This is a genomic window from Nocardia sp. NRRL S-836 (assembly GCF_001279525.1).
GTDB lineage: Bacteria > Actinomycetota > Actinomycetes > Mycobacteriales > Pseudonocardiaceae > Lentzea.
The window spans coordinates 1-25,878 of the sequence record NZ_LGDY01000001.1 but is presented as its reverse complement, the minus strand read 5'-3'; the positions used below and the strand labels follow the sequence as shown (position 1 = coordinate 25,878).

Below are 25,878 nucleotides of genomic sequence, written 5' to 3'. Positions count from 1 at the left end.
CCCTTCAGAACACGGACCACCCTGTGAGAGTGGTGAACCTGTCCAGCGCGTCGACGCCGGCCACCGAGTTGCCGCGCGCGTCCAGCCCCGGACCCCACACGCAGATCGCGCACCGGCCCGGCACGACCGCCACGATGCCGCCGCCCACACCGCTCTTGCCCGGCAGCCCGACCCGGTAGGCGAACTGCCCGGCCGCGTCGTAGGTGCCGCAGGTCAGCATCACCGCGTTGACCCGCTTCGCCCCGCTGACGTCGAGCAGCCTGCTGCCGTCGTTGCGCACCCCGTGCCGCGCCAGGAACAACGCGCTCCTGGCGAGGTCCGCGCAGCTCATGGCGATCGAACACTGCCGGACGTACTCGTGCAGCACGACGTCGACCGGGTTGCGCATGTTGCCGTAGGAGGCCATGAAGTGCGCGAGCGCCCGGTTGCGGTCGCCGTGGTCCAGTTCGGACTTCGCGACCTCCTCGTCGACGCCGATGCCGGGGTTCCCGCTCTCCTCCCGCAGGAACCGCAGCAGCCGCTGCGACGCGCCGGGGCCGAGGTGGTCGGTGACCACGAGGGCACCGGCGTTGATGAACGGGTTGCGCGGGATGCCGTTCTCGGTCTCCAGCTGCACGAGCGAGTTGAACGGCGACCCGGACGGCTCGCGCCCGACCCGTTCCCACAGCTCGTCGCCAACGGCGAGTGCCAGCGTGAACGCCTTCGAGATGCTTTGGATCGAGAACGGCGCCCGGTACTCCCCCGCCCCGCTGACCTCGCCGTCAAGCGTGGCGACCGCCATCCCGAACCGCCGCGCGTCGACCCGCGCGAGCGCCGGGATGTAGTCGGCGGCCGCACCGCCGGGCATGACCTCGGTGGCGATGCGGTCCACCAGCTGCTGGAGCTCCATGGCCGCAATCCCACCACGTCAGCGCACGAGCGACTCGGCCACTTCCTCGACCGTGCGCCCGGAGGTGTCGACCGCCGTGCCGGTTCCGCGCAGCCGCTCGGCCAGCGCCACGGCCTCGGCGACGACCTGGTCCAGCTCCTCCTCGGACCGCCCCCGCAACCGGTCACCCGGCTCGGCCCAGCCCTCTCCCCTGCCCCGCCGCCGGATCCGTTCCGCGAGGTCCTCACGGGACGCCTCCAACCGGTAGACCGTCGCCGTGGGGAACACGTCCGCGTACGGCCCGACCACGACGAGCGCCCGTGCACCGGCCTCCCGGTAGGTCCGCCACACGGCCACCAGGTTGGCCGCCCGCGTCTGCTCCCCCACCCCGAACCCGAGCTGGCCGGCGTCGATGAACCCGGCACGCACCCCGGTGCCCAGCAACCGCTGGTACACCGCGAACCCGACCGCGGACTTGCCGACGCCGGTCGTCCCGCAGAGCCACAGCACCCGCTCCGGTGCCCGGACGGCCTGCTCGACCCGTTCCACCACCTCGGCGACCGACAGCCCGGTCGTGTCGACGCACACGTCGCCGACTCCGCGCGCGTCGAGCTCGTCGGCTTCGCGCAGCACCTGGTCGATCAGCTCAGCTCCGGCGCCGCGTCCGAGGTACCGCTGCCGCAGCACCTCGCGGTCCGCCCGCAACCGGCACACGGTCAGCGTCGCACCGGGGATCGGCTCGACCCCGTTCGGATCGACCACACCGGACACGACGACGCGGCGCACCCCGCTCCCCCGCGCGTTGGCCACGACCTCGGCGAGGTTGCGCACCTTCATCCGGTACCGGCCGGGGTCGTCGGCCGGCTCCGGGTAGCAGATGCCGAGCTGGTCGACGTCGACGTACGCACCGCCGTTCCTGCGGTGCACCTCCCACCCGACCGCGGTCTTGCCGACGCCGGGAGGTCCACAGATCCACAACACGCTCACCACGACCGAAGTCTCGCGGCGCCGTCAACGCGGTCAGAGGAAGAACAGCCGCGCCACCGCGTCCCGTGCCACCAGGAACCCGGCGATCCCGAGGATCCACCCGGTCGCACTCGCCCCCTTCTCCGCGAACCAGGTGCTGATCCGCCGCAGCACCGGCTCGACCCGCGCCCGCAACGCCATCCGGCCGGCCAGCAGCACCACCGCGGGCAGGACCATGACCAGGCAGTAGCCCGCCAGCAACAACCCGGTCTGCGCCGGCGTGAGGTCCGCGGCGCTCATCATCCCGATCGCGCCGAGGTAGGGCAGCATCGTCGCCAGCTCCACGACCCCGGCCAGCAGCGCGACGCCGACGAGCGCCGCCGTGGACCCGTTGACCCGGCTGGTCCACTTCGTCGTGTCGGTCTTCTTCTTGCTGTCGAACCGGAAGCTGACGGCGAACAACCCGACGCCGATCACCAGCTGGATCCACAGCGCCACCCGCCCGTCGAGGTGGCCGAGCACCCGCGACGCCCCCAGCACGAGCAGGACCCCGACCACGAGGTAGAACACCGTGATCGTCCCCAGGTAGACGGCGAACCGCCCGATCCGCACCCGTCCGGGTGTCAGCATCAGCCAGATCGGGATGAACAACGTCCCGATGCTCGTCGAGTCCAGCAACGCCAGCCCCGCCAACGCGAGCAACAGCCCCGCACCCACTTCAGTCCCCCCAGATCCGCGCGAGGTACCCGCCGATCACCCGCCGGGCCACCTCCGCCGTCATCACGTCCGGTTCCAGCGCCCGTTGCGCCGTCACCCCGTCCACCAGCGCGGCGAGCGCCACGGCCTCCGCGCCGTCGCGCTCGCCCTCCTCCAGCACGTCCCGGCACAGGTCCCTGATGACCTGCGCGCCTACGACGTGCCGCTCCAGCAACACCGGGTTCGCCGCCGCACGGGCAGCGAACGCCAGCCACACCCGTGCCCGCGCCGGGTCGTCCACCAGCGCGATGGCGCACAGCGCGGCGTGCAGGCGGTCCCGGAGGCTCCCCTCCTGCCCCAGGACCTCCCGCACCCGCGCCGTGAGCTCCTCCACGAGCTGGTCCTGCGCGAACAGCAGCAGCTCGTCCTTGCTGCGGAAGTACTTCTGCAGCAACCCGGTGGTCGCCTTCAGCTCGCGGGCGATCCGCGGCAGCGAGGCCGCGTCCAGCCCTTCGGCGTCCACCACCCGGTAGAGGGCGGCGACCACCTGCTGCCGGCGTTCCACCGGGTCGGCGTGTTTTGGCACAGTCGTGAGATTACGGTCTTAATCTGATCTCGCGCAACTCGCGTTGCGTGGGTGGACGACCGAGCCCGTCGCCGCCGCGCGGGCCCGGCGACCTCTAGAACTCCGGGGGCGCCTGCAGGTCGTGCGCCCGGAACAGCACCGCGTGCTCCACGCCCAGCAGCTCGCCGCCCATCGCCGTGAACCTCGGGATGAAGTCCGCGGGAGCCGGGTGGTCCGGCAGCGCGGCGAGATAGGCGGCGTGCGCTTGGAGCGAGGCGACACCACGGCGCAGCGGCTCGCCGGTGACGTCGACGCCGTGGGTCGCGGAGTCGCCGAGCGTGGGAACGATGTACCAGCGCACCGAGTGCGGTTAGAGGCCGTCGTCCTCGACCTGCTCCGGGAAGACCTTCTCCTCACGCCACCCGGCCGTCTGTCGATTTCGAACACCGGCGGCCGACCCCGCACAGCGCTGCCATGACATCTGTCATCACGTTCTGATGTGTCCTGGCACTGCCGCGACCTCGGATTTCACGCGATCGTGGGAACCATGACAGCGATCGAGGTGAAAGACCTGACCCGGCGCTACGCAGGGGGATTCGAGGCGGTGCGCGGCGTCTCGTTCGAAGTCGAGCGCGGCGAGATGTTCGCGCTGCTCGGCACGAACGGCGCGGGCAAGACCTCGACCGTCGAGGTGGTGGAGGGCCTGTCCCGGCCGGCGGAGGGAACCGTCCGGGTGCTGGGCCACGACCCGTTCCTGGAGCGCAAGGCCGTGCGCCCGCGGATGGGCGTGATGTTGCAGGAGGGCGGCTTTCCCCCTGACCTGACCGTGCACGAGGCGGCCGCGATGTGGGCGGGCACGCTGTCCCGGCCCCGTCCGGTCGCCGAGGCGCTCGACCTGGTCTCGCTCGGCCACCGGTCCGCGGTGCGGGTGAAGCAGCTCTCCGGCGGTGAGCGGCGGCGTCTGGACCTGGCGCTGGCGTTGCTCGGCCAGCCCGAGGTGCTGTTCCTGGACGAGCCGACCACCGGCCTCGACCCCGAGAGCCGGCGCAACACGTGGCAGCTGATCCGCACCCTCCTGCACGAGGGCACGACCGTGCTGCTGACGACGCACTATCTGGAAGAAGCGCAGGAACTGGCCGATCGGCTGGCCATCATGCACCGCGGCCGCATCGTGGCGCACGGCACCGTGTCCGACGTGGTCGACGCCTACCCGGCGCGGATCTCGTTCACGCCACCGGCCGGGATCTCGTTGCCCGTGGTGGCGGACGTCGACGAGACGGGGCGCGCGACCGTGCGGACGAACACCCTGCAGGAGACGCTGCACGAGCTGCTGACGTGGGCCCACGCGCAGGACGTCGTCCTGTCCGGACTGGACGCCCGTTCGGCGTCCCTCGAAGAAGCGTTCCTGGCGATCGCGGAGGAGGCGGCATGAGGGCCGTGGCCATCGGGCAGGCGGAGCTGAAGCTGTTCTGGCGCAACCGCACCGCCCTGTTCAACTCGCTCGTCGTGCCACTGCTGGTGGTGCCGCTGCTGCTGTCGGTCGATGCCGAGGGCGTGCCGCTGGTCGTCGGCCTGACCGGCTTCGTGCTGATCATGGCGGTCTACTACAACCTGGTCACCGTGTTCGTCGCACGCCGCGAAGAGCTCGTGCTGAAACGCCTCCGCGTCGGCGAGCTGACCGACCCCGAGGTGCTGTTCGGCGCCGCGTTGCCGTCGATGGTCGTCGCGATCGGGCAGATGGTGCTGTTCGCGGTGTTCATCGGGGTGATCACGGGCATCGAGCTGCCGTCGAAGCCGTGGTTCCTGGTGTTCGGCGTTCTGGGCGGAGTGGTGTTGTTCGCATTGCTGGCGGCGGCATCGGCGGCGTTTACGCGCACGGTCGAGATGGCGCAGGTGACGTCGTTGCCGGTCCTGATGGCGTGCGTCATCGGCAGCGGCCTGATGTTCCCGCTGTCGGTGTTCCCGCCGGAGGTCCAGTCGGCCCTGCGGTTCCTGCCGCTCACGCCGGTCCTGGACCTGCTGCGGGCGGGGTGGCACGACGGCCCGGTGCTGCAGCCGTTGATCGTCCTGGCCGCGTGGATCGTGGTGGGCGCCTACGCTGTCCGGCGATGGTTCCGCTGGGAGCCGCGGAGGTGACCTTGCTTTCCTGGTGGCGCTCGCGCAGCAGTGCGGCGAGGTTCGACTACTTCACGCGGTCGTCGTTCTACCTGTCCCTGATCGCGCTGCCGATCCTGCCGGCGGTCAACCTCGCGAGCGTCGACACGGTGAGCCGGACCGCCGCCGTCACCGCCATCGCCGCGATCGTCGTGCACGCGGCGTGCTGCATGTGGCTCATCCACCAGGGCATCGAGCACTACCTGGGCCAGGCGCCGTTCCCGCGCCTGGCCGTGATCGTCACCACCGCGATCACCACGGCGGTGGTCACGGGCGGCCTGGCGCTCCTCCCCGGCGTGCCACCCGGCAGGTCCGACACCGTCGTGCTGTTCGTGCCGATCATCTTCGTGACCTCGCTGGCGTGCACCTTGCGCCCCAGGGTGACCGCGGCCGTCGTGGCGGCGACGGCCCTGCTCCTCGTCCTGACCGTGCCGCTGGGCTCCGCCATCACGATGACGGCCACCCTGGTCTTCCTCACCATCGTCTACCGCACCTCGGTGTGGATGATCGGCACGATGTGGGAGCTCGAACGCTCCCGCGAGGTCCGAGCGAGCCTCGCCGTGGCCGAGGAACGCCTGCGCTTCGCCCGCGACCTGCACGACGTCGTGGGCCGCAACCTCTCCGTGGTGGCCCTGAAAGCCGAACTGGCCGCGAAACTCGCCCAGCGCGGCCGCGACGAGGCCGTCGAGGAGATGCTCGAGGTCCGCCGCATCGCCCAGGAGTCCCTCGACGAGCTCCGCGCCGTCGTCTCCGGCTACCGCACCGCGGACCTGACCGTGGAACTGGCCGGTGCCCGCTCCCTGCTCTCCTCCGCAGGCATCGACTGCCGCGTGATCGGCGAGGCCTCGTTCAACGGCGAGGCCGCAGGCGCCCTCGGCTGGGCCGTCCGCGAGGGCGTGACCAACGTCCTGCGCCACAGCGAGGCCCGCACGTGCACGATCTCGTTGCGCGGCAAGATCCTCACCATGTCCAACGACGGCGTCCCCACCACCCCGCTCCGCTTCGGCAGCGGCCTCACCGGCCTGCGCGAACGCGTGGCAGCCCTCGGCGGCACCGTCACCGCCACCCAAGAGCCCCCGAACCGCTTCGTGCTGACCGTGGAGCTCCCGTGATCCGCATCTTGCTGGCCGACGACGAACACCTCATCCGCGGCGCCCTGGCCGCCCTCCTGGCCCTGGAAGACGACCTCGAGGTGGTCGCCCAGGCCGCCACCGGCGCCGAAGCCCTGGCCACCGCCCGCGCCGTCCGCCCCGACGTGGCCGTGATCGACCTGCAGATGCCCGACCTGGACGGCGTCACGGTGGCCCGAACCCTGGCCCAGGACCTCCCGTCGTGCTCAACCATGATCGTCACCTCCCACGGCCGCCCCGGCCACCTGAAACGAGCCCTGGCCGCCGGCGTGCGCGGCTTCCTCCCGAAAACCGTCTCAGCGGACGTCCTGGCCACGGTGGTCCGCACCGTCCACTCCGGCGGCCGCTACGTCGACCCGGCCCTGGCCGCAGAAGCCATCAGCGCCGGCGACAGCCCCCTCACCCCCAGAGAAGCCGACGTCCTGGAGTTGGCCCTGAGCGGCGCCCCGATCGACGAAATCGCCCGCCGCGCCTCCCTCTCCCCCGGCACAGTCCGCAACTACCTCTCCTCAGCAGTCGGCAAAACCGGCGCCTCGAACCGCCACGAGGCCGCCCGCCTGGCCCGAGCCCACGGCTGGATCTAGCCGTTGTCCCACCACTCCAGCACCCGAGCCCCGTACAACGTCACCCACTTCGACCGCTCCCCCGCCGCCACGTCCACCTCGAACCACATCCGCCCCGGATGCCGCCCCGCCTGCACCCACGTCCCATCCGGCTGCCGCTGCGCTTCAATCCGCCCAACCGCTTCTTCCACCCGCGGCTCCGGCGCCGTCCCGTCGTGCAGCGCGGCCCGCCTGAAGTAGTCGGCGGCGTTCAACACGCTGTACTGCCACCGCAACGGATACCGAAAGACGTCCACCCACTCCGCGACAGGCTCCCCAGTGGACAGTCGCCGGAACAGATTCCGCTTCAGCAGGTACTCCTCCCCCTGCTTCCGCGCCTCCTTCGACTCCTCGGTGCCACCCGTGGCCACCTCGTAGTCCAGCAACCCCTTGAGCGAGTTGAGCGTCGAGTGAAACGACGACCGCGTCGCCCCTTCCACCCACTCGCAGTTCCACCCACCATCTTCAAGCTGGTGCTCCACGAACCACGCGACGTTGTCGTGCACGTCCACCCCAAGCCACAGCCCGTTCGACACCGTCATCGCGTTGATGCAGCAATCCACCTCGCCACCCCAGTACGGCAGCCCGTCGTAGTCCCACCGACTGTTCTCCGCGAGCAACGCCGCAGTCCGCCCCAACGCCGCCGCGTCCGTCCCCCACTCGCGCAAGGTCGTCAACGTCCAGGTGGTCGCAGTCCACGGCTGCCCTGCCTCCGCCCCGCGCATGTCGTAGCCGCCTGGAAAGTAGGCCCCACCCGCCCACTGCCCATCCGCGTCCTGCAACTCCAGCAGCCGCTTCCCGAACCCTTCGGTGGCCACCTTCGCCTTGGTCGCCTTCCACACCTCTTCCGGCTCGTGCAGCAGGTCGCGCTCAACCTTCCACCGCAACGCCGGGTCCGCGTCCTCCAGCAACCACTCCACCACCGCAGTCGTCACCACCCGGCGACCTTAGCGCCGCACCCGCTCCTGTCGCGCTCCCTGCCGTTGAGCTGATCACGTCTCTACCTGCGCAAATGCTTGTCTTGCCACCCGATTTTGGCCGCTGCCGACGATCATGTAATCTATGCACGCACCACGGCGCGAGCCGCGGTGACAACTGAGCAGGTCCGGGGTGGCGGAATGGCAGACGCGCTAGCTTGAGGTGCTAGTCCCCGAAAGGGGGTGGGGGTTCAAGTCCCCCCTCGGACACCAGCACTATTCACCCCCACGGGGTTGATGGAAAAATCAACTTCGTGGGGATTTTGCTTGTAGCGGACCTGCAGGTCGATCGCGTCGTACAACTCCTCCAGCCCCGTCGGGGTGTGACCTCGCAGCGCAGCCCCGACGTCTCCTATCGAGTCGATCGCCGCATAGATCTCGGCGATGTCCCGCTCGACTGGTGCCGGGATGTTGTCCAGGGCAGCCCGTGCCGCCAGCCTCTCGGCCTGCGCGTCGTTGATCGCCTCGACCAGCGCAGCTGGATCGACGCCGGCCATGATGGCGTTCTGGAACCTCGTCAGTTTGGCTTCCGCGTCAGCGAGCCTCCTCTTCGCGGCATCACGGCTGACCTCGATCACCGGTTCTTGTGAATCCATCAGCGCCGCGACGGTCCGCTCCCGGTTCTTCCGGTCGAACAGATGCCCGAGCCAGCCGTTGATGGCGTCCTGAAGAAGGTCCTCCCGCAAATAGACCGCTCCGGGATGCGACGCGAGCACCGGAGAGCCCGGAGCCAGGGTGCGTGCCGGGCACCGGTAGTACATGGCTTTCTTACGCGGGCTGCCCTCCATCTTCCGCCCGCAGATGTCACACCGAATCCGCCCGCGGAACAGATAGCGGTGCTTCACCGCCCGTTCGGACCGCTCCGTCTTCCGCGCGGTCCGCAGGCTGCCCTTTGATTTTCGCAGGAGCTGAGCAGCCGTGAAGTCGTTGATCTCCACGATGCCACCCACCTGCGCATGAAGCTCAGCGTCCTTCCGCTGATGTCTTCTTGGATTCCAGCAAACGGCGAACATCCGCTGCTGTGGGGTCGTCGAGTTGTTCGAAATACTCGAGCGCGGAGCCGAGGACAGCGGTCGCGTCATCTACTCGACCGAGTTCCAGCAGCGTCTCCCCCAGACTCCGCAACGTGAACCCACGCCCGTAGTGGTCTCCGATGGTTCGGCGTTCTACAAGTACGCGCTCGTAGATGTTCACCGCCTCGACCAACTCGCCACGGGCGCGCCGGACGTTGGCCAGGTTGTTCAACGCCCATGCTTTCGAGTAGGCGTCTGCAACGCCGGAGAAGGCCGCCACCGCCTGGTTCGACGCAGTGAGCGCGGCGTCCAGATCACCTGACTGGCTGAGAATGCCGCTGAGACTGTTGAGCGCCATGCCCTGGCCGTAGCGGTCACCGAGCCGGGTCCACGCCTCCAGGGAGCGCCGAGCGAGAACAGTCGCCTCCTCACCGCGCCCGAGTTCTCGGCACATCTGGCTGAAGCCGTTGCACACCCACGCTTCGCCGTAGGTGTCCCCCAGAGAGGTCCAGATGTCCAACGCACGGGTGAAGAGCGACTCCGCCTCCTCATAGCGACGGAGTTCGCGCTCGGCGACGGCGAGACCGCCGGCGATCGTGGCCGTCGCGAAAGGGTCCTCCAGGCATGTCGCTGAGGACAACGCGGTCCGATGGGTCCCGATCCAGTCGGCCCACGGCTTGCGCTGGTAGTAGAAGCCCCACAGGACGGCCGCGAGCCGCCACGCCAGGTCGTGTTCAGCCAATGCGGACGCCAGACGGACCGCTGCCGCGAGGCCCGGCTGTTCCTGGACGCACCAATCGAGAGCCGCGTCCGCGCTAGCGAACTCCAGACCACCGCTCACGTCAACAGGAACACGCCGCCGGAACGGGGTGAGAACTCTGTCGGCGTTGGCGGCGGAGCTGAGGTACCAGGTCAGCACGTCGCGCTGTGCCCGTTGCCGATCCGGCGCCGGCTCATCCGCCTCGGCGCACTCGGCGGCGTACACGCGGATCAGATCGTGCAGCCGGTACCTGTCCGCTTGCAGACGTTCGACGAGGTTCGCTTTGCACAGGACATCTAGGGACTTGCGCAGCTGCACGGGCCGCAAGCCGGTCAGCACGGCCGCGGTGGTGAGACTGAACCGGGAGCCGGGGTGCAGTCCGAGCAGCCGGAACATCCGAGCCTCGGCATGCGGCAGGCTCCGGTAGGAGACGGAGAACACCGTCCGCACCGCCGTGGCGGGGTCATCGCTGTCCAGCAGATCGAGGCGGTCGCGCTCGTTCCGCAGATCCGCGACGAGGTCGGTGATGGTCAAGTACGTGTGGCCGGCCACACGGTCGGCCGCAATCCGGAGCGGCAGTGGAAGACACGAACACAGCTCGGCCAGCTCGCGTGCCGCGGCGATCTCGGCGTCCACCGCCGACTCGCCGATCGTGCGGCGCAGCAGTTCGACTGCCTCACCTGCGGGCAACGGAGCGATGTCCACTGAGACTGCCCCTTCCCTCGTGTGCAGGCCGGTCAGTCTCGTGCGACTCGTGATCAGTACAGGCGTTTGCGACACACCGGGCAACAGCGGCCGCACCTGTTCCGCGCTCACGGCGTCGTCGAGCACCACGAGCATCTTCTTGCTGTGCAGAGCCGAGCGGTAGAGGCTCGTCTTCGCCTCAAGCGTGCGCGACACGGCGGGATCGAGCAACCCGAGTGCGTCGAGGAACCCGTCCAGCACCTCGTCGGGACTCGCCGGCGACGTGGCGTCTTCGTGCCCGCGCAGGTTGACGTAGAGGATGCCGTCCGGGAAACGATCACGGCGCTGGTGCGCCCAATGCACCACAAGAGCGGTCTTCCCCACCCCCGGTGCGCCCTCGATGGTGCACAGCGCACCGGCGCCGTCCGTGGCCGTGCAGGTGTCCAACGCCGCCAGGGTCTGCAGCCGGTTCACGAAAGTCGTGCTGGGTCTGGGCAGTTGCTGCGGCGGGGGAACCACCGGACGCTCAGGCTGTTGCAGAATCAACGTGTTGATCGAGCCCGCCTGCACCACGTTCGTCGCGCTGCCGGCGAAGTCGTTGCGCACCTTGTTGATCAGCGGCTCGCGCGTCATCTCTGCTCCAGCTCCGCGAGCTTCTTGTGGATCTCGGTCGCACGCGCGTCGTCGCGCCCGGAGAAGTAGTCCGCCGCAGCGGCCCACTCGTCGCATGCCGAGGCATCGTCTCCCAGCGCCGCCAGCACGTCGCCGAGCTCCGCTCGGCTCACGGCTACCCCGTACTCGTCGCCCTGCGCCGACCGCTCGGACACCGCCGCGCGATAGCACGACTCGGCTTCGCCGTGCTGCCCGGCGCGGTGGTGAATATTGCCCTTCACCGACAGCGCCCAGGCACGGCCCCGGTCGTATTCGTCCTTCACGAACAGGTCGAGGGCCTTGTCAACGTGGGCCACCGCCTCCTCGTGCCGGCCGGCACGGCAGCAGATACCGGCCAGGTTGTTGAGAATCTTACCGTGCACCCTGGGCTCGTCCAGTTCCTGGACCAGGGTGATGGCGTCGGCACAGGTCTGGACGGCACGATCCGCCTCGCCGACTTCCTCCAGCGCGAATGCCAAGTGGTTGAGCAGCTCAGCCTCACCGACGCGGTTCTCGAGCTCGCCCAAGATCAGGCGTGCGGCCGCGAAAAGCTCCAGGGCGATATCAAAGTTGCCCAGCTCGCGCTGCACCACCGCCGAGCTGGTGAGCAGGGCGGCCTCCGCCTCGTGGTCGCCGGCCTGCCGCGCCGCGATCACCGCCAGCGAGGTCACCTCGATCCACTCCGTGCGAGACTTGCTGCGGTAGAAGAACTCCAGCATCGCCATCGAACGGCGCAATGCGGTGGCCGGGGCGCCTTGGTCCACCGCTTCCTTGATCGATGCGACCAGCATCGTCCGCTCTTGGTCGATCCACCGCAACGCGGTGTTCTCGTCGAACGACATGGTGGGGAAGACCCGATTGCTGGTGCAGTCCACTGGCACCGGCCGGGACGACAACGCCTGCTGGGCAACGTTCAACACCTGTTCGTGCCATTCGTCGAGCTCGCGCGCCACCACGTGCATAAGCGCCACACCGGACGGAAGATGCCTGGGGTCGGCGGGCACGCGATCCATGCCCAGCTGCCGGGAGTAGTCGGACAGCAACACATTCGCGCCTGCGTCCTCCTCCCCGAGTTCAAGGAGCAGGACCTCCAAGCGCAGCGCGGCCAAGCGGGCCCGCTCGGTCAGCACCGCCGTCTCGCGCCGGCCGAGCCCCTCAGACCCCAGCTTGCCGACGCAGGTGTGGAGGTCAAGCACGGCGATGGAGACCTTGCTCATCAGGACGACATACGAGTTCAAGGCGAACGACTCGGCGCCGACGTACAACGTCGCCGCCCCGTTCTCCTCGCTCACCGCTACGACCGGGTAAGTGATCTCCCTGGCCGTGCTGGCCGCTGCCAGGTGGCGGGCTCCAGACCCCTGCGTAGCCAGGAACGCGGACGGCGTGAGAGTGGCGTTCGAGCGCAGGATCGTGGTGTCGTCGGCCGACACCACGACAGCGAGGTCCATTTTGGACAGCTGGTTGATGTTGTCCGACGACACGGGCACATCGGTGTGGACGAACCCTCCCCCACAGACGGACTCCACCGCGGAGTCCCAGCCGAGGATGTAGAGACCTCCACCGCGCGCTTGGCTCACCCGCTCGATACCCTGTCGCAGGGCTGTGTGCAGCGCCAGGCGCGTCAACGCCTGGCGAACCGGTTCCGCCAACTGGCCGTCGGCCATCCCACCTCCAAGGACGCTGATCATTGTGCTTGGCCGACGCACTGCCTCCAACCCTGCCCCTACGCGGGTTCACAGGTGGGACAACCACTCCGTGGAGGGAAACCGGGCATCCACCGCACGGAGCCCGCTCTCTCCACGTCATACGGTGGGGCCCAGCCTGGCCGGGGACGAAGCGCGACGACCGCGTGTTCCGCGTCGATGCGCTGGTCGTGATGGCCTTTGTCGTGCAGCAGCGTCGCGAGCGCGACCTTTGCGGCGAACGAGCCGATGAGGTGCAGATCCGAGCCGACCGCTGTCATCGGGCGATGAAACGAACCCGTGCCGTAGTCCGCGGCGAGCATGGATTCCGGCCGCATCCCGCCTTCGGCGAACAGCGCATCGCGGCGGCACTGCAGGCAACCGTGGCCCTGCCAGGGCCGCAGCCTGATGAGCTCGCCGACCTGACCGTTCTCCAGCACGCACGCGAGGATTGCAGGAACGCCAGCTCGCCGTACGAGGTGGCTGACGACCCGGCGTGGCACCACACCGTCTGCGGCACACAGCACAATGTCGGTGTCCTGCAGCAGGTCGCGCACCTTATCCGCTTCGAGGACGACGTCGGTGGCGTGAGCACGAACCTCTGTCTGCTCGCGCAGCAGTGTGAGGTCCTCACGAAGGGCATTGACCTTCAGCCTCCCGACGTGCCGGGGGCCGCAGATGTGCCGCGGCAGATTCCGCCAGCGCAGCCGGCCGGGGTCCACGAGGTCGAGCCGCCCAACGCCGGCGAGGGCCAGGTCGCGCGCGGCCGCTCCGCCGATGCTTCCACACCCGACGACCAGCACTCGCGCGGACTCCAGGTCTGCCACCGGCCAGTGCGGCGCCAAGGCCCGAGCGCCGGTGACATCCGGTTCGACATCGATGGAGAGCGGCTCGGCACCGTCCGCGCTGACCCGCCACAGCGCGAACTCCGGAAGCTGCAGATCGGAGTACTTGTCCTGCCCACCAGCGACATGCGTGATGGCCAGGTGCGCGTTGCCGCCCGGACTTTGGAAACCGGACCCGACCAGCCCACGGAAACCTTCTACCGTCACCACCGCTCGCTGCGCACGCGCAAGCAACCAATGGGCGTGCAGTTCAGCGCTCACCCGATACCAGTAGCCCCAGGGTTTGTTGTCGCACGACTTGAGGAAGTGGCCAGGCACGTCGAGATCGACCGGAAACCGGCCGCCCGAGCCGTGCGAGATGGCCACGACCGCGCCGATCGACTCGGGTGTCGACACCTTCAGCACGACCTGCCCCCAGACCGCACCCTTCCTAATCGCCTCAGCGGCCTTGTGCGTCAGGAGGACGGAGAAGTCGGGCACTCCGGCACCTTTCCGGCATCGGCGATCAGATGGTCGTGGACGGGGTCACCGACGATGCCGTTCTCGCTCATGGCCTCCAGCGCTCCCGATCTCATGAGCGCGTACTCGATCCGCCATCCCGCAGCCTTGAGCAGCAGGTCCACCACCGATTCCCGGCCGGTCCACTGCTCGGGGGTCATAAGCAGGCACAGGCTTCCGTCACCGGACAGGTGCCAGCGGTGCTGCGTCCTCAGGAGCAGGTCCGGTTCCGGATCCAGTGGGAAGATCGCGGGCGGCACCATCGGGTAGGACTGGTAGTACCGCAACTCCATCAGCAACCCACGGTCCGACGTCAGGACGTCGAGACCCTCTGGACGAGGACGGTCGAACGGCCACACGGGCAAGTCTCCCCTCCACCCGCCCGCGTCCCCCTCGATCCAGGTGAGCGACGGGCACCAGTCGAGGACCTCACGACGCTCGCGCTCGTACCGCTTCGGTTCGCTCTCCCACCAGACAGCCACTGGACCTCACCCCTGCGGGGTGTCCCGCACGACACCCGATGTGACCAGTGCCGGTGCGCCGAAGATCTTGCTCGCCTTGGACTCCACCGGGGCGGGGAAGTTCCAACCGAGGACCTCCTGCCAGAGCCGCATCGCCTTGTCCTCGGCACCGTTGTCCTGAGCGGCGCACGCTGCGGCGGCGAGGTCGTCCGCCCTGCTCAAAGCGTCGCGCAACTCGGTGATGTCGAGGTCTGGCTGGATCGGGCCGCACAGCCCGGCCGGGTCCTCGATAGACTGGTTCACTCGGACTGCCGCCCTGGTGAAGAACCTGCTCAACGCCTGCGGACGCTCCAGACCGGTCGGGAGGCACTCCAGAGCCAACACCTCCATGAACAGGGACTTGATCGCGACGCCGTCCTTGACCTGGAACCGCCAGTCCTTGATCAGCCTGATCATCGGCACGTAGAAGTCCCAGGTCTCCTGCCTGGTCCCGACTTCGCGGATGAGGTGTTCCGGGTCCGCGTTGATCCAGTCCGCGTCGTCAGCCGCGGGGATCAGCAACGTTCCGTCGGTCTTGCGCAGGGCGGGCATCACGTCCACGGTGAACGCGTCGGGCTCGTCCGGATCGTCGATGAAGCACTTGACCGCGCGGTTGCCCGGCCTGGCCAGTCTGACCAGTTGGGCGTGAGCGCCGTCCGGATCGCCCAGCTGCTCCTTGACCCACGACCGAGTGAACTCCACCGCTTCCGCGGAGGAGGAGCCAGGCAAGCCCCAGCCTGGGTAGGCCTCCGGGCTTACCTCGAGTACCAGGTCCACGTCGTGCACTGGGTCCAGCTGGGTCAGCCGCCGCAACGAGCCGGAAAGCCAGACGTCCACGACGCCCTCGCCTCCCGACAGCCCAGCGACGAAATGGTTCTTGCGGTCACGGGCGATCTTGACCAGGTCCGGGTCTGCGTTCACGTGCTGCTGGAACTGGTCGAACGCGGTCTTCAGGTTCACGATCACTCCTGGCGGCAGCTCGGGTGAACACCACGTTAACCGCCACCCCTGACAATTTCGGCGGCCATCCCTCCGTGGTCACCCGCGAAGCGGTTCGATCAGGCGTGGGAGGGATCCGGCCGCGGTCCGACCGCGAAGGTCCGCGACCGAATGCGGATGTCGTCATGGATCTGCTGCACGACTCCGTCAGGAACCTCCCGTTCGAGCAGAGCTGCCAGATCGGGGCGAAGCGTCGTGAAGTTCTCCTGCGCCGCTGCGGCGACCACCATCCGCCCCAGCGTCTGCGGCAGCTCGGGCACACGGGCGAGTAGTTCACGTTGAAGACCGAGCGCGCGGACCTCACGACTGTACTGATCGGAGTCCTGAACTTGTTCGCAAGTCGGTTCTCCCGTTGGACCGCAGCTCGGCCCTCTCGGCGATCGCCGCTATCTCGGTCAGGATCAAGGCGGCCGACCCGGTGTCTTTCTGCTGAGAGAGCGCGAGGACGTAGCGGCCTCCGCCCCGAGCCTGGCGCGCCCGCTCGATGCGGACCGGTTCCACCACCTGGCCGTCGACCATTCCATCTCCCCACCGATGCTGATCATTGTGCTCGGCAGGCGCCCGCACTCCGAGTTTCCCCTCCACGAGGAAAACCCACGCGCCCCTTGCCCGTGCCAAGGTCCAGTGCGAGCCTTTGTTCCCGGCTGATCCGGCGGCGGGCGCCACTCGTCGCCGGGTGCGGAGAAGGTGGCACGCGGAGGGGCAATGGCCGAGTACCGGGAGCTGCCCGATCCGTTCCGCACCGAGCTGGCATTCGGGCGTCCTCTGCGCGATGGTCTCGAACTCGTCCGCGCACAACAGCACCTCGGCACGACGGTCGTGCTGGGTTGCGGTCCATGCCACGAGCAGTTCCTCGACGGAGGAGACAGCGTCGACCGCGACCTCACCGGTGAGGCGATTCTCCGTGCCGCCAGGGATGACAACGCGTTGGTGGTCGACTTGAGTTTGAGCCGGATCATCTGGAAACACACCGAGCTCCGCACACTGCCGACGACTCGGGCGACGAGTACTGGGACGAGGCACAAAAGCGCGGAAAGGTTCTCCATCGAGAACGGCCACCCGGTGGTGGTCGTCAGCGAGGAGCGTAAAACGATCACCGTTTTCCACGGCGGGCGGACGTACTTCCTCCTCAAGCGGTCGGAGCTGAACGAAAAGATCGCCCACCTGAGGTACGCCGTCGACCACGAACCCGACAGGTTCAGGAAGCGGTTCCTGCAGTCCGCGCTCGATGACCGTTTGGCCGAACTCAACGACACGGACCTGCAGCGGGTCGCTTGGGCACCGACCGAAGACGCTCAAGTGACCGGTCGTTCGTCGCGCGATGCGACCAGCCAAGCACCATCTACCAACACCGGTATGGTCGACCGGCACGATTACCTCCTCGACCTCGGAAAGCGGCTCACCGAAGGCCCGTGGGGCGTGACCGTGCTGCGCGGTATACGCGGCATCGGCAAGACGAAGCTCACCGAAGCGGTGCTGGCGGATCTGGAACGGCAACAGGCCGATGGGGCGTTACTCCGGGTCAGTCGCCACGACGTGCATCCTGGCTCCAAGTTCGACGTCGCCACTCTCGTCGATCACCTGGAGGGCGGTCCGGACCCACACCGTACGACCGGGAAGTCGTCGCTCGTACGGCTGGAAGTCGCCTTGCGCCGACTGGGCGGGGCCAGGGTCGTTCTCGTGGTCGACTCCGCCGAGAACCTCCTCGACCGCAATGGCGAACTCGCCGACGCTGACCTGGACGAGGCGCTGCAGATGCTCACGACCGGGTACGAGCACCGCGTCTCTGTGCTGATGGTCAGCCGTCGTGAGCCGGCATCACCGAACGGCGGCACCTGGCCGACCGCCGAGCCGCCCATCATCCTGGGCAAGCTGCCAGAGCCACACTTCTTCACCTATCTCGCCAGGCTCGCCCCCGCCGGCAGTGGGAAGCTCGACAACCTGTCCGCAGCTGATCGCTTCGCGCTTTACGGCAAGTTGCAGGGCAACCCCAGGCTGGGCGAACTGGCGCACGCGGTCGCCACTGTCAAGGACAACCCATACGACCTGGTCTCGTTGACGGACTACCTGCAGCGGGTAGACCACAGGACCGTTCCCGCCGAACTCACCCACCTCCTGGTCGAAGGGGCGAATCCGGTACGAAGGAGGATCCTCGAAGCTCTTGCCGCTCTCGACACACCGGTACACGAGGTAACGGTGGCCGGCATGGTCAAGGGAGCCAAGCCGGCCCTGATCGGCGCGGAGCTAGCCGTGCTCGTCGCCCAGCGGATCGTTTACCGCATGGAGCAGGGCCAGTACGTCCTGCCTTCCGAGGACGGCAAGGTAGTCATGGCGGCCATGCCCCGTGCGAAGGCCCGCTCGTTGTATTTCCGCGCGGCTGACCACCTGACGCCGCTGCGGCACCCCAACCCTCGCGAGGTAGACCACCTGCGGGTGTATTTCGCGGAGGTGGACGCCATGCTGCGCTCCGGCGAGTTCGGTGCTGCCGTCGAGACGATGCAGGGACTCCACGACATCCTAGGCGAGTGGAACTGTCGCCACCTGCTGTTCGAGCGACGCAAGAAGCTGGTCGGGAAGTTCAGGAACGACCTCCACGCCGAGTTGGTCAACCTCGACGCACTCGTCGACATCTACGTGTCCTGTGGGAAGTACGAGGACGCGGACACGGCGATCGGAGACGCGCTGAGGATCGCGAAAGGCAAGCAGGACGACCTGAGCACGGCGAAGCTGCACACCAACCTCGGCGCGCTGTACTGGGAGAAGAACGAGACGGTACGCGCGCTCGGCTACTTCGAGCTCGCCCGGACGCAGAACGAGCGCCTGCACGATCCGAAGATCGACATCGCCACCGCAGAAGGAGTCGCCGACTGTCACCGGCGGCAAGGCCACTACGACGAAGCGATCCGGCACGCCGAACTGGCGCTGGAAGCGGCTCAGCACAGCAACGTGGACGACCTCCGGGGCTTCGCCGTGTCCCGGACTGTCACCATCGCCCTTAAACTCGCTCGATGGCTCGGCGAACTCGGGAACAGTTCCGGAACCGACAGGTACGTGGAGCTGGCTCGGGCCACCTCGGTCACCGACGACACCGTGCCGCTGCGCGCGGCCTACCTCAACGGTTTCGCGATCGCCCTGCACCACCGCGGCGAGAACGAGTTGGCACACGGCAGGGCCCTCGAAGCGGTCGACCTGGCGTTGCGGCAGTGCGATCCGGTGATCCTCCTGGAGGCACGGACCACCCTGTGTTTGCTCCACCTCGAATCGGGTGAAGTCGTACGCGCAAGAACGGAGATCGAACTGGCGCGACCCTACCGCCGCAAGTACCGGTCGCTGATCGTGCAGGCGCTCCGCGCGTTGACCGCCCATCGGATTGGGGACCACAGGACGGCGGTGAAGGCGTTCCGCCGGTTGTTCGACGAAGCAGACAAGCGAGCCGGGCGCGACGAACTGGACTTCGCCGCGTTGGACATGCGAGGGTTCGCGACATGTGGTCTGCACCTCCACAAAGGTGACGACCTCGGGCCCGCGGTCACCGACGTCACGAAAGCCAGACTGCTCACCCCTCCGACGCCTCCGCTCGTCGACCGGTTGCGGCTCATGGTCCGGGAGCTTGACCGATCCGACGCGCTACGGCCTGTTCTCGACGTGCTGAGGAGGCCGTCCACCTAAAGGCTCTCTCGTAACTCGGTGACGGGCCGAGGCTGTCGATCGCTGTGGATGAAACGTCGCGGAAACGACGTCTCCCGATCACATTGACCCGGCGCCGCCGACTCTGCGCCCGCTTGCGCCAGCCTCGCAGAACCTTGCCATCAACCGTCTAGACGTCTCACAACCAGTGCAGCTCCTGGGCTCGAATGACGGCTTGGAGCCTGCCATTGACGCCCATCTGCTGATACAGCGCCCGCAACAGCCGAAACATCGCCCGCTCGGAGTAGCCGGCCCGGCTCGCCAACCGCGCCACAGTCGTACCACGCGCCAGATCTCGCAACCAGGACAGTTGCTCGGCTGACAGCGGGCTTTGCGTGTCCGTGTGGGAGCCGGCGGCCAGGACCGCGGCAACAGCGGCCGGCATCACGGCCTGGCCGCCGATCGTCGCCTCCACCGTCTGTCGGAGCGCGTCCACGGTCGTCGAACGCGGCAGCACCGACCTCGCACCGAGCCGCACGGCCCTGGCTCCCGAGGCGGCGGGATCACCTTCCAGCACCGCAATCACGACCTGGGAGCCCAACGTACCGCACAGGCGGTCGAGAACGTCCCAGTCCTCCTCCGACAGCAACGTCAACAGCACGATCGACACCTTCGCGCGCCGAACCCACGCCACCACGTCCACCGGCATCTCGACCACGTATCCCGCTCCAGCCAGAATCCCGGAAACGCCTTGCTGGAACACGGGTAGCGGATCCACGACCGCGACGCGGACAACCACGGTGACAGATGATTCCTTCCCAGTTCACATCCTCACGCTCGACGGTGCACGACGGAGCCCGGACGGCAAGCGCCCGGAGATCATCCCTCTTCGGCGCGGGGAAGTGCAGCGTGCCCGTCAGGGTCGTGCCAGCGTTGGTCGGCACCCTGCCAGCGGATTCGTCATGGACCCGCAGGAGCACCGGTTCATAGCTTCGTGTGGAGGGGGCGATACGGATGACGTACGACGACGACACCGGCCGACGCGTGCACCTCGACATCCGGCCAGAGGACAGGCCCGATGAACCCGGAAAGCCATTACAGCCACCGTCACAGCAGGTGCAGGATCTGATCCTCGAACACGCCCGACGCCACCGCGAGTGGGGCCCGGACCGCATCCACGCCCACTTCCGCAAGATCCACAACCGCCACGACATCACGCTAAACGTCGTCCGATGGGTGCTGTCTCAGAAGAAGTCAAAGCAGCGCGGGTAACGACGGCGAGATCGTTTCCGGTCAAGATCCTAGTGAGCGGGAGATGAACCGTCGCGGATTTGAGACCGGCCTCGGTTTCAGACCAGCGCCGGTCGGCGTGGCGGGTGTTGAACATAGAACGCGGCTTCGTACTGGGCCGGAGTCAGGTAATTCAGACGCGAGTGCAGGCGGGCGTTTTTGTATCAGTTCGCACATTCCATGAGCGCGAAGCTGCACCTGGCCGTTGACGCGGCCAGTGTGCCCTGGCGGTAATCCTCACGCCAGGGCAGGCCGGAGACAAACCCGCAGTTGTTGCGTCTGCTCGACGACCTCGGTGACATCGACGTGGACGGGCAGCGGGTGCAAGTCGGAGGGTGACCGCCGTCAAGGCCTACACCCACCCGAGCACCCGCACCTCGTTACGACAGCGATGAATCAAGGCCCTGATTCTCGAGCGCACAGACCAGATCGCCGGACATAAGGCGAAAGACTCAACCGGTGACAGGCTCTGCGACGTCGTCGAGCGCTGCTCCAAACGGTCCAAGCAGTTCCGCACATCGGTTCAGCGAGAAACTACGACGTGATATGGCGGGTTCCCCCTCGAGGATCCGGCCGTCGTGCCCGACCGCCTCGCCGAGCTCGCGCACGCGCTGCAGACCGCAGCTCGGCGTCGGTGACGCAGCTGTTCGGGCAGCTGCGACAGCTCGACCGCTGGTTGATCATCTTCGCCATGTCACAAACCCGGACACGCTGGCGAAGTTCTTGCCGCACGGGCCTGGACACGTCCTGATCCCGTCGCGGAACCCGAACTGGCAGGCGGTCGACACGCCGATCCCCGTGGAAGAACTCATCTGTGGGGAGGCGGTGAACCTGCTGCGGAAGCTGGCCCCGCTCTCAACGAGGACGACGCGGAGCTCATCGCCGACGCGTTAAACAACCTGCCGCTCGCCCTCGAACAGGCGGCGTCGCTCGTGAACAACTACGACGTCCCCGCGCGGTCCTCCTCGAACTGCTTTGCGATTAGGAAAGGAACGTTCTAGCCGCCGAGCGAGATGGGGACCGCAAGTCCGCGGCGGGGCGTTCAAGGTGACTTTCGAGGTGCTGCCGGTCCTGTCGCCGGCAGCGATGCAGCTGGTTGTCTGCTGGCTCAGCTCCGCGAGAACGACAACACCGGCCTGTTCGTTGACGCGTCCGACCGCCTCCAGGCCTGGCCGTGGGCACTGCAGAAGTGCAGTTCACTCTTACGGCCCGCCTGATCGATCGAGCCATCAGGACCCAGCACCCGATCAGGTGAATTTCTGGGTAAGAGGCACACAAAACGTGAGCATTCGGCGATGAACGATGCACCCGCCGATCACAGAGGACCCGCCGATGAGCGCCAAGGGCAAGGACAGACGGAATCGCAGCGATGTGCGCGGTGACGGCAACCTGACGATCACCTCCCAGGTCACCGGCGACATGCACGTAAGAGTCGGCCGCCAGCTCTTCCAGAACAAGAAGGTGCGCATCTCCGTCACAGTCGGAGCAGCCGCGTTGCTGATCATCGGAGGAACGATCGGTTTCGTCCAGTACCGCAAGGCTTCGAGCGAATCTCCGCTCACAGTCGCCGCGGATCCAGTCACCCCGACGTGCGGCACCTCGTGGATCGTACCGAGGCCACCCGCACAGGTGGACGTCTCCCAGTTCGCCACCAACACTGCCATGCAGCATGGGTGGCGTGACTGGTCCGCGGGTGCGGATGGCGCCGCGGCGGCAAGCGCGATCGGTGGGGCGCACGTGCAGTTCGCCATCCAGGGCCGCACGGCGACGCAGGTGGTGCTGACCAACATGCAGGTGCGGGTGGTGCAGCGGGGCGCGCCCATCACCGGAACCCTCGTGCACAGGCAGTGCGGGGACCAATGGGCGTGGCGGTGGATGAACGTCGACCTCGACGCGGAGCCGCCGAAATCGGTGTCTACCAGCGTCCTGGAGCCGGGTGTCACCATGGAGGGGATGCAGGAATTCGACAGCAAACCCATCAAGTTCCCCTACCGGGTCGCGGAGTCGGACGCGGAGACGTTCATGTTCAACGCCATGACGGTGAAGTGCGACTGCAAGTGGGTGGTCGACGTCTACTGGTCGTCCGCGGGCGAATCCGGCGTGCTGACCGTCGACGACCACGGCAAGCCATTCCGCACGAGCAGTGACGCGAACGCCGTCCGGTGCACGATCGGCCCAAGCCTGGAGTGCGAGTAGCCAGCTCGCCTCATGTGGACAGTTAGATGACAAATATGGGACAAAGTCCAGTATTCGCGCACCTGACCAGGAAAATCAGGCTGACCGAGGCAGTCCAATGAGGAGCAGCATCCGACCACGAGGCGCACCATGACAGCTGTTAACCCTCCCGCGCTCCTGCGCTGGAACGCCGTGCGCCCGTACATCTCCATGACCGTGCTCGAATGCGACTCAGTCAACCTTCCCGCCGCCTTCGCGACCCTCATGGCCTTCCTGCGCACGCCGGGACGCTCCTTGCCGGGGCGCAGTGTGAGCATCGTGGCGGCCAGCGCGGAGGAAGAACCCGCCGACGCGGCCATGGTTGCGCTCGGCGCACCCGAGCTGGGCATCGACAACCTCGAAGGCTTCGTCACCCAGCTGCAGAAGCCGCCTGCCTGGGCGGGGCTCGACACGAACTTCACCGACATCGTCCACCATCTGAGCGTCGCCCTGCGCAGAGGCCGGCTCGTGGCCGTGCACACCGACGGCTCCACCGAGGACCGGCTGCTGAACTGGCTCGACAAGGAGCCGCGGCCGCCGTTTCGCCGCGTTCCGCCTGCCGTGCTCAAGAGCGCGCTACTTCGTGGGCAGGCCAAAGGCTTCTGGCTCAAGGGAACGCACCCTCGGCTCACGACCAAGCCGGACACCAAGAACACCAGCGGCATACAGCTCCAGGACACGATCCGCCCGCACGAGGACGCGTCGTTCGCGGTGAGCGCGGCACGTGCGGAACTGCCCGAGCAACCTGATCTCCAGGTACTCAAGGGTACGGTCGGCTGCAACCCCGGTGACTCCTCGGTGTGGTGGAGGGCCACAGCGGACTTCCGCACGTTCCTAGCCGCAGTGTCGGAACTACTCGTCCTGCTCGAGAAAGAGCTTGCCGCCGGGACGCATCACGACGTGCTGCCGCACTTCGCCAACGAGGTCACGGACCTGTCGCTGCTGCAGGGTGCCTTCGAGGTCATGGTCACCGGCCCGGACAATCTGCCACCGAACGCGTCCGACGAGTTGCGCGAAGCCGCCGGGTTCCTCCAAGACGCCGTCCTCACCGTCGAGGGAAGTCCCACCTCGGCTCGGTTCCGGTTGCACGTCGACTCCCCAGGGGGCGGCTGGACCGCGATCAAACCGAAGAAGACGCAGACGTCCACGAACGTCGTCCTCGACCTCGGCGTCGACCGCACCTGCCCCGCGTCGCTCACACCGCAACGTCACGTGCTCGACGCACTTGACCACGCCGGCAGGCTGCTGACCGTTTACTACCGGACCGGTCACACGTACAACGGAGGCCAAGTCTGGGAGACAAAGCTGCCCGAGACCCCGTTCCCCCGATGGAAGTTCCAGGACTTTACCGGCTTCGCGATCGACGAGGAGAAACCGCCGGGCGCGTCCGCACAAGAGATCCATGCGAACACCGGAGGACCGCAGGACAACTCTTTGTTCGGGTGGGTCGTCGAGCACTTTCGCGACGGCTGGCTCATCTGCGACGACGGCCCGGGCGAGGTGGCCGACTTCGTACACATCGCGCACGACGGATTGCTCAGCCTCATCCACGTGAAGGGCGCCAACTCCGCCGTGGCCGGACGCCGGGTGTCGGTGCACGCGTTCGAGGTCGTCGTCAGCCAGGCCACCAAGAACATCGGTTTCCTCGATCCCCGGCTGTTGCGGCCGCGACTGGAGCCACCGAAGGCACATCGGCTCGCCTGCTGGAGCGATGGCGTCCGCGTCCCCGACCGCGCCGACTTCCTCGAGTCGCTCGAATGCAGGGATGCCATGGACAAGAGGCAGGTGGTGATCATCCAGCCGCACGTCAGCGAACTCACCTACCAACGGCTGCGGAAGAGCTCGGGCAGTCCAAGCGATGACCTGCTCCGGTTGAGGCTACTGGAGGATCTGCTCAACTCGGCGTGGTCATCGGTCGCGGGATCTGGCGCGGATCTCATCGTGATCGGGAGCAAGACGTGACCGATCAGTCGAGAGATGATTGCGAGGTTTGCCGGACGGCAGACTCGCTATCTTCTACGCCTCCTGCACCCACAGCACGGTCACCCCGTTGGCAAAACCGAGCAGAAGCGCATCGAGAACCTTGGCGCGATCCGAGAAAGGGTGACGGCGAACTGCCTGTCCCCTCACCGGATACGTCACTGTCACCAGCAAGCTCGCGAACTTGTCCAGCTGTGCGACTCATCCTCGGCCGCTCGCGGTGTCCGCGAGAGCGCGCTCGATTCGGACATAAAGGTATCGCGGTTCGCGTCGGAGCGGCGCTTGGCGCTGCTGGAGCCATGTCGACATCGATAGCCCGCTCGCCCGCGAACCCAGCGCCCATCCATCAGTCGCCATACAGCCCACATACAACGAGACCTGCAAGCAGACAGCGCTGGACCTTGCCGTACTTGGCAGGCTTCGCCACTCGCATTTCCGCACCGCGACGAACGTCTCGTCATCCACGAGTGGCTCGTGCGCGATCTGCTCGGACACCTCCCACTCGCTAACCGGGTTGTGCTGCAACGCTCGTGCGTCGCGGCCACTAGTAAGCCCACCCGGTTTGTGGCCGGTCGTACTACTTCGATTCCACACTTGTCGGCCAGCATAACGCAGATTCCCCAGAATAATCGCCACCGTCCGCCCCCGAGCACGTTTGGCGGACACCACCGCACCCACGAAGAAGTCACCGGATCCGGTGCTGATACGTGCACCCGCCTACCCCGCATGCACCGGATTCGGATGCTGACCACCATCAACTAAACGATACCCAGACGGCGGATGACCCCCCAGAAACCGACCCTGCAACCGCGTCTGAGACCGCATCGCCGCCAGCACCCGCTGCCGCGCCACCCCACGCTGCGGCTGCGCACCCAGCAACACCATCAACGCCTCATGCACAGGACTACCCAACTCCACCGGACCCCACCCCCGCCTCCGGCCACCACAACGTGTTCCGCGCCGCTGACACCGTCCTAGGGCCTGTCCTCAAAGCCAGAGTGTGAGAGTGGCCAGGTCGATCATGGCTTGGTAGGACAGGGCGGTCTTGTCGTAGCGGGTGGCGATCGCGCGGAACTGTTTGAGCCGGTTGAAGCAGCGTTCGACGACGTTGCGGCGCTTGTAGATCACCGGATCGAAGGCGGGTGGGCGGCCTCCGGCCCGGCCGCGGCGGGCTCGG

24 protein-coding genes and 1 tRNA gene are annotated in these 25,878 nt (G+C 67.4%); 9 read left to right on the top strand and 16 right to left on the bottom strand.

What is annotated here, in order from left to right:
* Positions 1 to 4: 4 nt before the first annotated feature.
* The 5 genes from ADL03_RS00125 to ADL03_RS00105 form a co-directional block, all read right to left on the bottom strand.
* A complete protein-coding gene (locus ADL03_RS00125; RefSeq protein ID WP_053731264.1) occupies positions 5 to 889 on the bottom strand; it encodes a glutaminase in 885 nt (294 codons plus the stop codon).
* An 18-nt stretch (positions 890 to 907) separates the two neighbouring features.
* Positions 908 to 1,858, bottom strand: a complete 951-nt coding sequence (locus tag ADL03_RS00120; RefSeq protein WP_053731263.1) for an AAA family ATPase — start codon at positions 1,856 to 1,858, stop codon at positions 908 to 910.
* Between the two features lie 30 nt (positions 1,859 to 1,888).
* Positions 1,889 to 2,551 (bottom strand): GAP family protein, encoded by a 663-nt coding sequence (locus tag ADL03_RS00115; protein ID WP_053731262.1) that lies wholly within the window; start codon positions 2,549 to 2,551, stop codon positions 1,889 to 1,891.
* Position 2,552: 1 nt separating this feature from the next.
* Positions 2,553 to 3,116 (bottom strand): TetR/AcrR family transcriptional regulator, encoded by a 564-nt coding sequence (locus ADL03_RS00110; protein WP_082372756.1) that lies wholly within the window; start codon positions 3,114 to 3,116, stop codon positions 2,553 to 2,555.
* A gap of 94 nt (positions 3,117 to 3,210) precedes the next feature.
* Complete coding sequence (locus ADL03_RS00105; RefSeq protein ID WP_197287947.1) at positions 3,211 to 3,456, bottom strand: hypothetical protein; 246 nt, start codon at positions 3,454 to 3,456, stop codon at positions 3,211 to 3,213.
* 186 nt (positions 3,457 to 3,642) lie between these two features.
* On the opposite strand from ADL03_RS00105, the gene ADL03_RS00100 reads away from it, so the two are divergent.
* Genes ADL03_RS00100 through ADL03_RS00085 form a run of 4 tightly spaced genes read left to right on the top strand, consistent with a single transcriptional unit; the run spans position 3,643 to position 6,963 of the window.
* Positions 3,643 to 4,527 (top strand): ABC transporter ATP-binding protein, encoded by an 885-nt coding sequence (locus ADL03_RS00100; protein WP_053731590.1) that lies wholly within the window; start codon positions 3,643 to 3,645, stop codon positions 4,525 to 4,527.
* Positions 4,524 to 5,231, top strand: a complete 708-nt coding sequence (locus ADL03_RS00095) for an ABC transporter permease (RefSeq protein ID WP_053731260.1) — start codon at positions 4,524 to 4,526, stop codon at positions 5,229 to 5,231. Before ADL03_RS00100 ends, ADL03_RS00095 begins: the two co-directional genes overlap by 4 nt.
* Complete coding sequence (locus tag ADL03_RS00090; protein WP_053731259.1) at positions 5,204 to 6,361, top strand: sensor histidine kinase; 1,158 nt, start codon at positions 5,204 to 5,206, stop codon at positions 6,359 to 6,361. Before ADL03_RS00095 ends, ADL03_RS00090 begins: the two co-directional genes overlap by 28 nt.
* Positions 6,358 to 6,963, top strand: a complete 606-nt coding sequence (locus ADL03_RS00085; RefSeq protein WP_053731258.1) for a response regulator transcription factor — start codon at positions 6,358 to 6,360, stop codon at positions 6,961 to 6,963. The genes ADL03_RS00090 and ADL03_RS00085 overlap by 4 nt, the downstream gene beginning before the upstream one ends.
* Here the strand turns inward: ADL03_RS00085 and ADL03_RS00080 are convergent.
* Positions 6,960 to 7,919: a hypothetical protein gene (locus ADL03_RS00080; protein ID WP_053731257.1), complete on the bottom strand. Its 960-nt coding sequence runs from the start codon at positions 7,917 to 7,919 to the stop codon at positions 6,960 to 6,962. The two genes, ADL03_RS00085 and ADL03_RS00080, sit on opposite strands and share 4 nt — an antisense overlap.
* 165 nt (positions 7,920 to 8,084) lie before the next feature.
* Here ADL03_RS00080 and ADL03_RS00075 point away from each other — a divergent pair.
* Positions 8,085 to 8,171, top strand: a tRNA-Leu gene (locus ADL03_RS00075).
* On the opposite strand, the gene ADL03_RS44920 is transcribed toward ADL03_RS00075, so the two are convergent.
* The 7 genes from ADL03_RS44920 to ADL03_RS00040 form a co-directional block, all read right to left on the bottom strand.
* Complete coding sequence (locus ADL03_RS44920; protein ID WP_197287946.1) at positions 8,150 to 8,896, bottom strand: zinc ribbon domain-containing protein; 747 nt, start codon at positions 8,894 to 8,896, stop codon at positions 8,150 to 8,152. The genes ADL03_RS00075 and ADL03_RS44920 overlap by 22 nt on opposite strands.
* Before the next feature lie 25 nt (positions 8,897 to 8,921).
* The gene (locus ADL03_RS00065; RefSeq protein WP_053731255.1) at positions 8,922 to 11,048 is read right to left on the bottom strand and encodes a tetratricopeptide repeat protein; all 2,127 of its coding nucleotides are present in this window, start codon (positions 11,046 to 11,048) and stop codon (positions 8,922 to 8,924) included.
* Positions 11,045 to 12,730 carry a tetratricopeptide repeat protein gene (locus ADL03_RS00060; protein WP_053731254.1) on the bottom strand — a complete coding sequence of 562 codons (1,686 nt, stop codon included), beginning with the start codon at positions 12,728 to 12,730 and terminating at the stop codon, positions 11,045 to 11,047. The genes ADL03_RS00065 and ADL03_RS00060 overlap by 4 nt, the downstream gene beginning before the upstream one ends.
* Positions 12,731 to 12,789: 59 nt before the next feature.
* Complete coding sequence (locus tag ADL03_RS00055; RefSeq protein ID WP_053731253.1) at positions 12,790 to 14,073, bottom strand: ThiF family adenylyltransferase; 1,284 nt, start codon at positions 14,071 to 14,073, stop codon at positions 12,790 to 12,792.
* Positions 14,049 to 14,573, bottom strand: a complete 525-nt coding sequence (locus ADL03_RS47980) for a hypothetical protein (RefSeq protein WP_053731252.1) — start codon at positions 14,571 to 14,573, stop codon at positions 14,049 to 14,051. Before ADL03_RS47980 ends, ADL03_RS00055 begins: the two co-directional genes overlap by 25 nt.
* Before the next feature lie 6 nt (positions 14,574 to 14,579).
* A complete protein-coding gene (locus ADL03_RS00045) occupies positions 14,580 to 15,551 on the bottom strand; it encodes a hypothetical protein (protein ID WP_053731589.1) in 972 nt (323 codons plus the stop codon).
* A 98-nt stretch (positions 15,552 to 15,649) separates the two neighbouring features.
* Positions 15,650 to 15,850 carry a hypothetical protein gene (locus tag ADL03_RS00040; protein WP_053731251.1) on the bottom strand — a complete coding sequence of 67 codons (201 nt, stop codon included), beginning with the start codon at positions 15,848 to 15,850 and terminating at the stop codon, positions 15,650 to 15,652.
* A gap of 445 nt (positions 15,851 to 16,295) precedes the next feature.
* Between ADL03_RS00040 and ADL03_RS00030 the strand changes: the two genes are divergently transcribed.
* A complete protein-coding gene (locus ADL03_RS00030) occupies positions 16,296 to 19,259 on the top strand; it encodes a diadenylate cyclase (RefSeq protein ID WP_053731249.1) in 2,964 nt (987 codons plus the stop codon).
* A 157-nt stretch (positions 19,260 to 19,416) separates the two neighbouring features.
* Here the strand turns inward: ADL03_RS00030 and ADL03_RS00025 are convergent, their stop codons facing one another.
* A complete protein-coding gene (locus ADL03_RS00025; RefSeq protein WP_053731248.1) occupies positions 19,417 to 20,016 on the bottom strand; it encodes a response regulator transcription factor in 600 nt (199 codons plus the stop codon).
* Positions 20,017 to 20,231: 215 nt separating this feature from the next.
* Between ADL03_RS00025 and ADL03_RS00020 the strand changes: the two genes are divergently transcribed.
* The 3 genes from ADL03_RS00020 to ADL03_RS00010 all read left to right on the top strand — a co-directional run bounded on the left by ADL03_RS00020 (position 20,232) and on the right by ADL03_RS00010 (position 24,683).
* Positions 20,232 to 20,489 carry a hypothetical protein gene (locus ADL03_RS00020; protein ID WP_157527685.1) on the top strand — a complete coding sequence of 86 codons (258 nt, stop codon included), beginning with the start codon at positions 20,232 to 20,234 and terminating at the stop codon, positions 20,487 to 20,489.
* 1,350 nt (positions 20,490 to 21,839) lie between these two features.
* A complete protein-coding gene (locus ADL03_RS00015) occupies positions 21,840 to 22,703 on the top strand; it encodes a hypothetical protein (protein WP_157527682.1) in 864 nt (287 codons plus the stop codon).
* A 171-nt stretch (positions 22,704 to 22,874) separates the two neighbouring features.
* Positions 22,875 to 24,683: a hypothetical protein gene (locus ADL03_RS00010; protein WP_053731245.1), complete on the top strand. Its 1,809-nt coding sequence runs from the start codon at positions 22,875 to 22,877 to the stop codon at positions 24,681 to 24,683.
* Between the two features lie 219 nt (positions 24,684 to 24,902).
* On the opposite strand, the gene ADL03_RS50610 is transcribed toward ADL03_RS00010, so the two are convergent.
* The gene (locus tag ADL03_RS50610) at positions 24,903 to 25,337 is read right to left on the bottom strand and encodes a recombinase family protein (RefSeq protein ID WP_369808915.1); all 435 of its coding nucleotides are present in this window, start codon (positions 25,335 to 25,337) and stop codon (positions 24,903 to 24,905) included.
* Between the two features lie 351 nt (positions 25,338 to 25,688).
* Positions 25,689 to 25,878: transposase (locus ADL03_RS00005; protein WP_157527679.1), on the bottom strand; the 190-nt coding region annotated here is incomplete at its 5' end.

Bases quoted from the DNA above. Each gene is read 5' to 3' on its own strand.
- ADL03_RS00125 (WP_053731264.1), bottom strand. From the start codon at position 889: ATGGAGCTCCAGCAGCTGGTGGACCGCATCGCCACCGAGGTCATGCCC.
- ADL03_RS00100 (WP_053731590.1), top strand. From the start codon at position 3,643: ATGACAGCGATCGAGGTGAAAGACCTGACCCGGCGCTACGCAGGGGGA.
- ADL03_RS00095 (WP_053731260.1), top strand. From the start codon at position 4,524: ATGAGGGCCGTGGCCATCGGGCAGGCGGAGCTGAAGCTGTTCTGGCGC.
- ADL03_RS00090 (WP_053731259.1), top strand. From the start codon at position 5,204: ATGGTTCCGCTGGGAGCCGCGGAGGTGACCTTGCTTTCCTGGTGGCGC.
- ADL03_RS00065 (WP_053731255.1), bottom strand. From the start codon at position 11,048: ATGACGCGCGAGCCGCTGATCAACAAGGTGCGCAACGACTTCGCCGGC.
- ADL03_RS00060 (WP_053731254.1), bottom strand. From the start codon at position 12,730: ATGGCCGACGGCCAGTTGGCGGAACCGGTTCGCCAGGCGTTGACGCGC.
- ADL03_RS00030 (WP_053731249.1), top strand. From the start codon at position 16,296: ATGGCCGAGTACCGGGAGCTGCCCGATCCGTTCCGCACCGAGCTGGCA.
- ADL03_RS00020 (WP_157527685.1), top strand. From the start codon at position 20,232: ATGACGTACGACGACGACACCGGCCGACGCGTGCACCTCGACATCCGG.
- ADL03_RS00015 (WP_157527682.1), top strand. From the start codon at position 21,840: ATGAGCGCCAAGGGCAAGGACAGACGGAATCGCAGCGATGTGCGCGGT.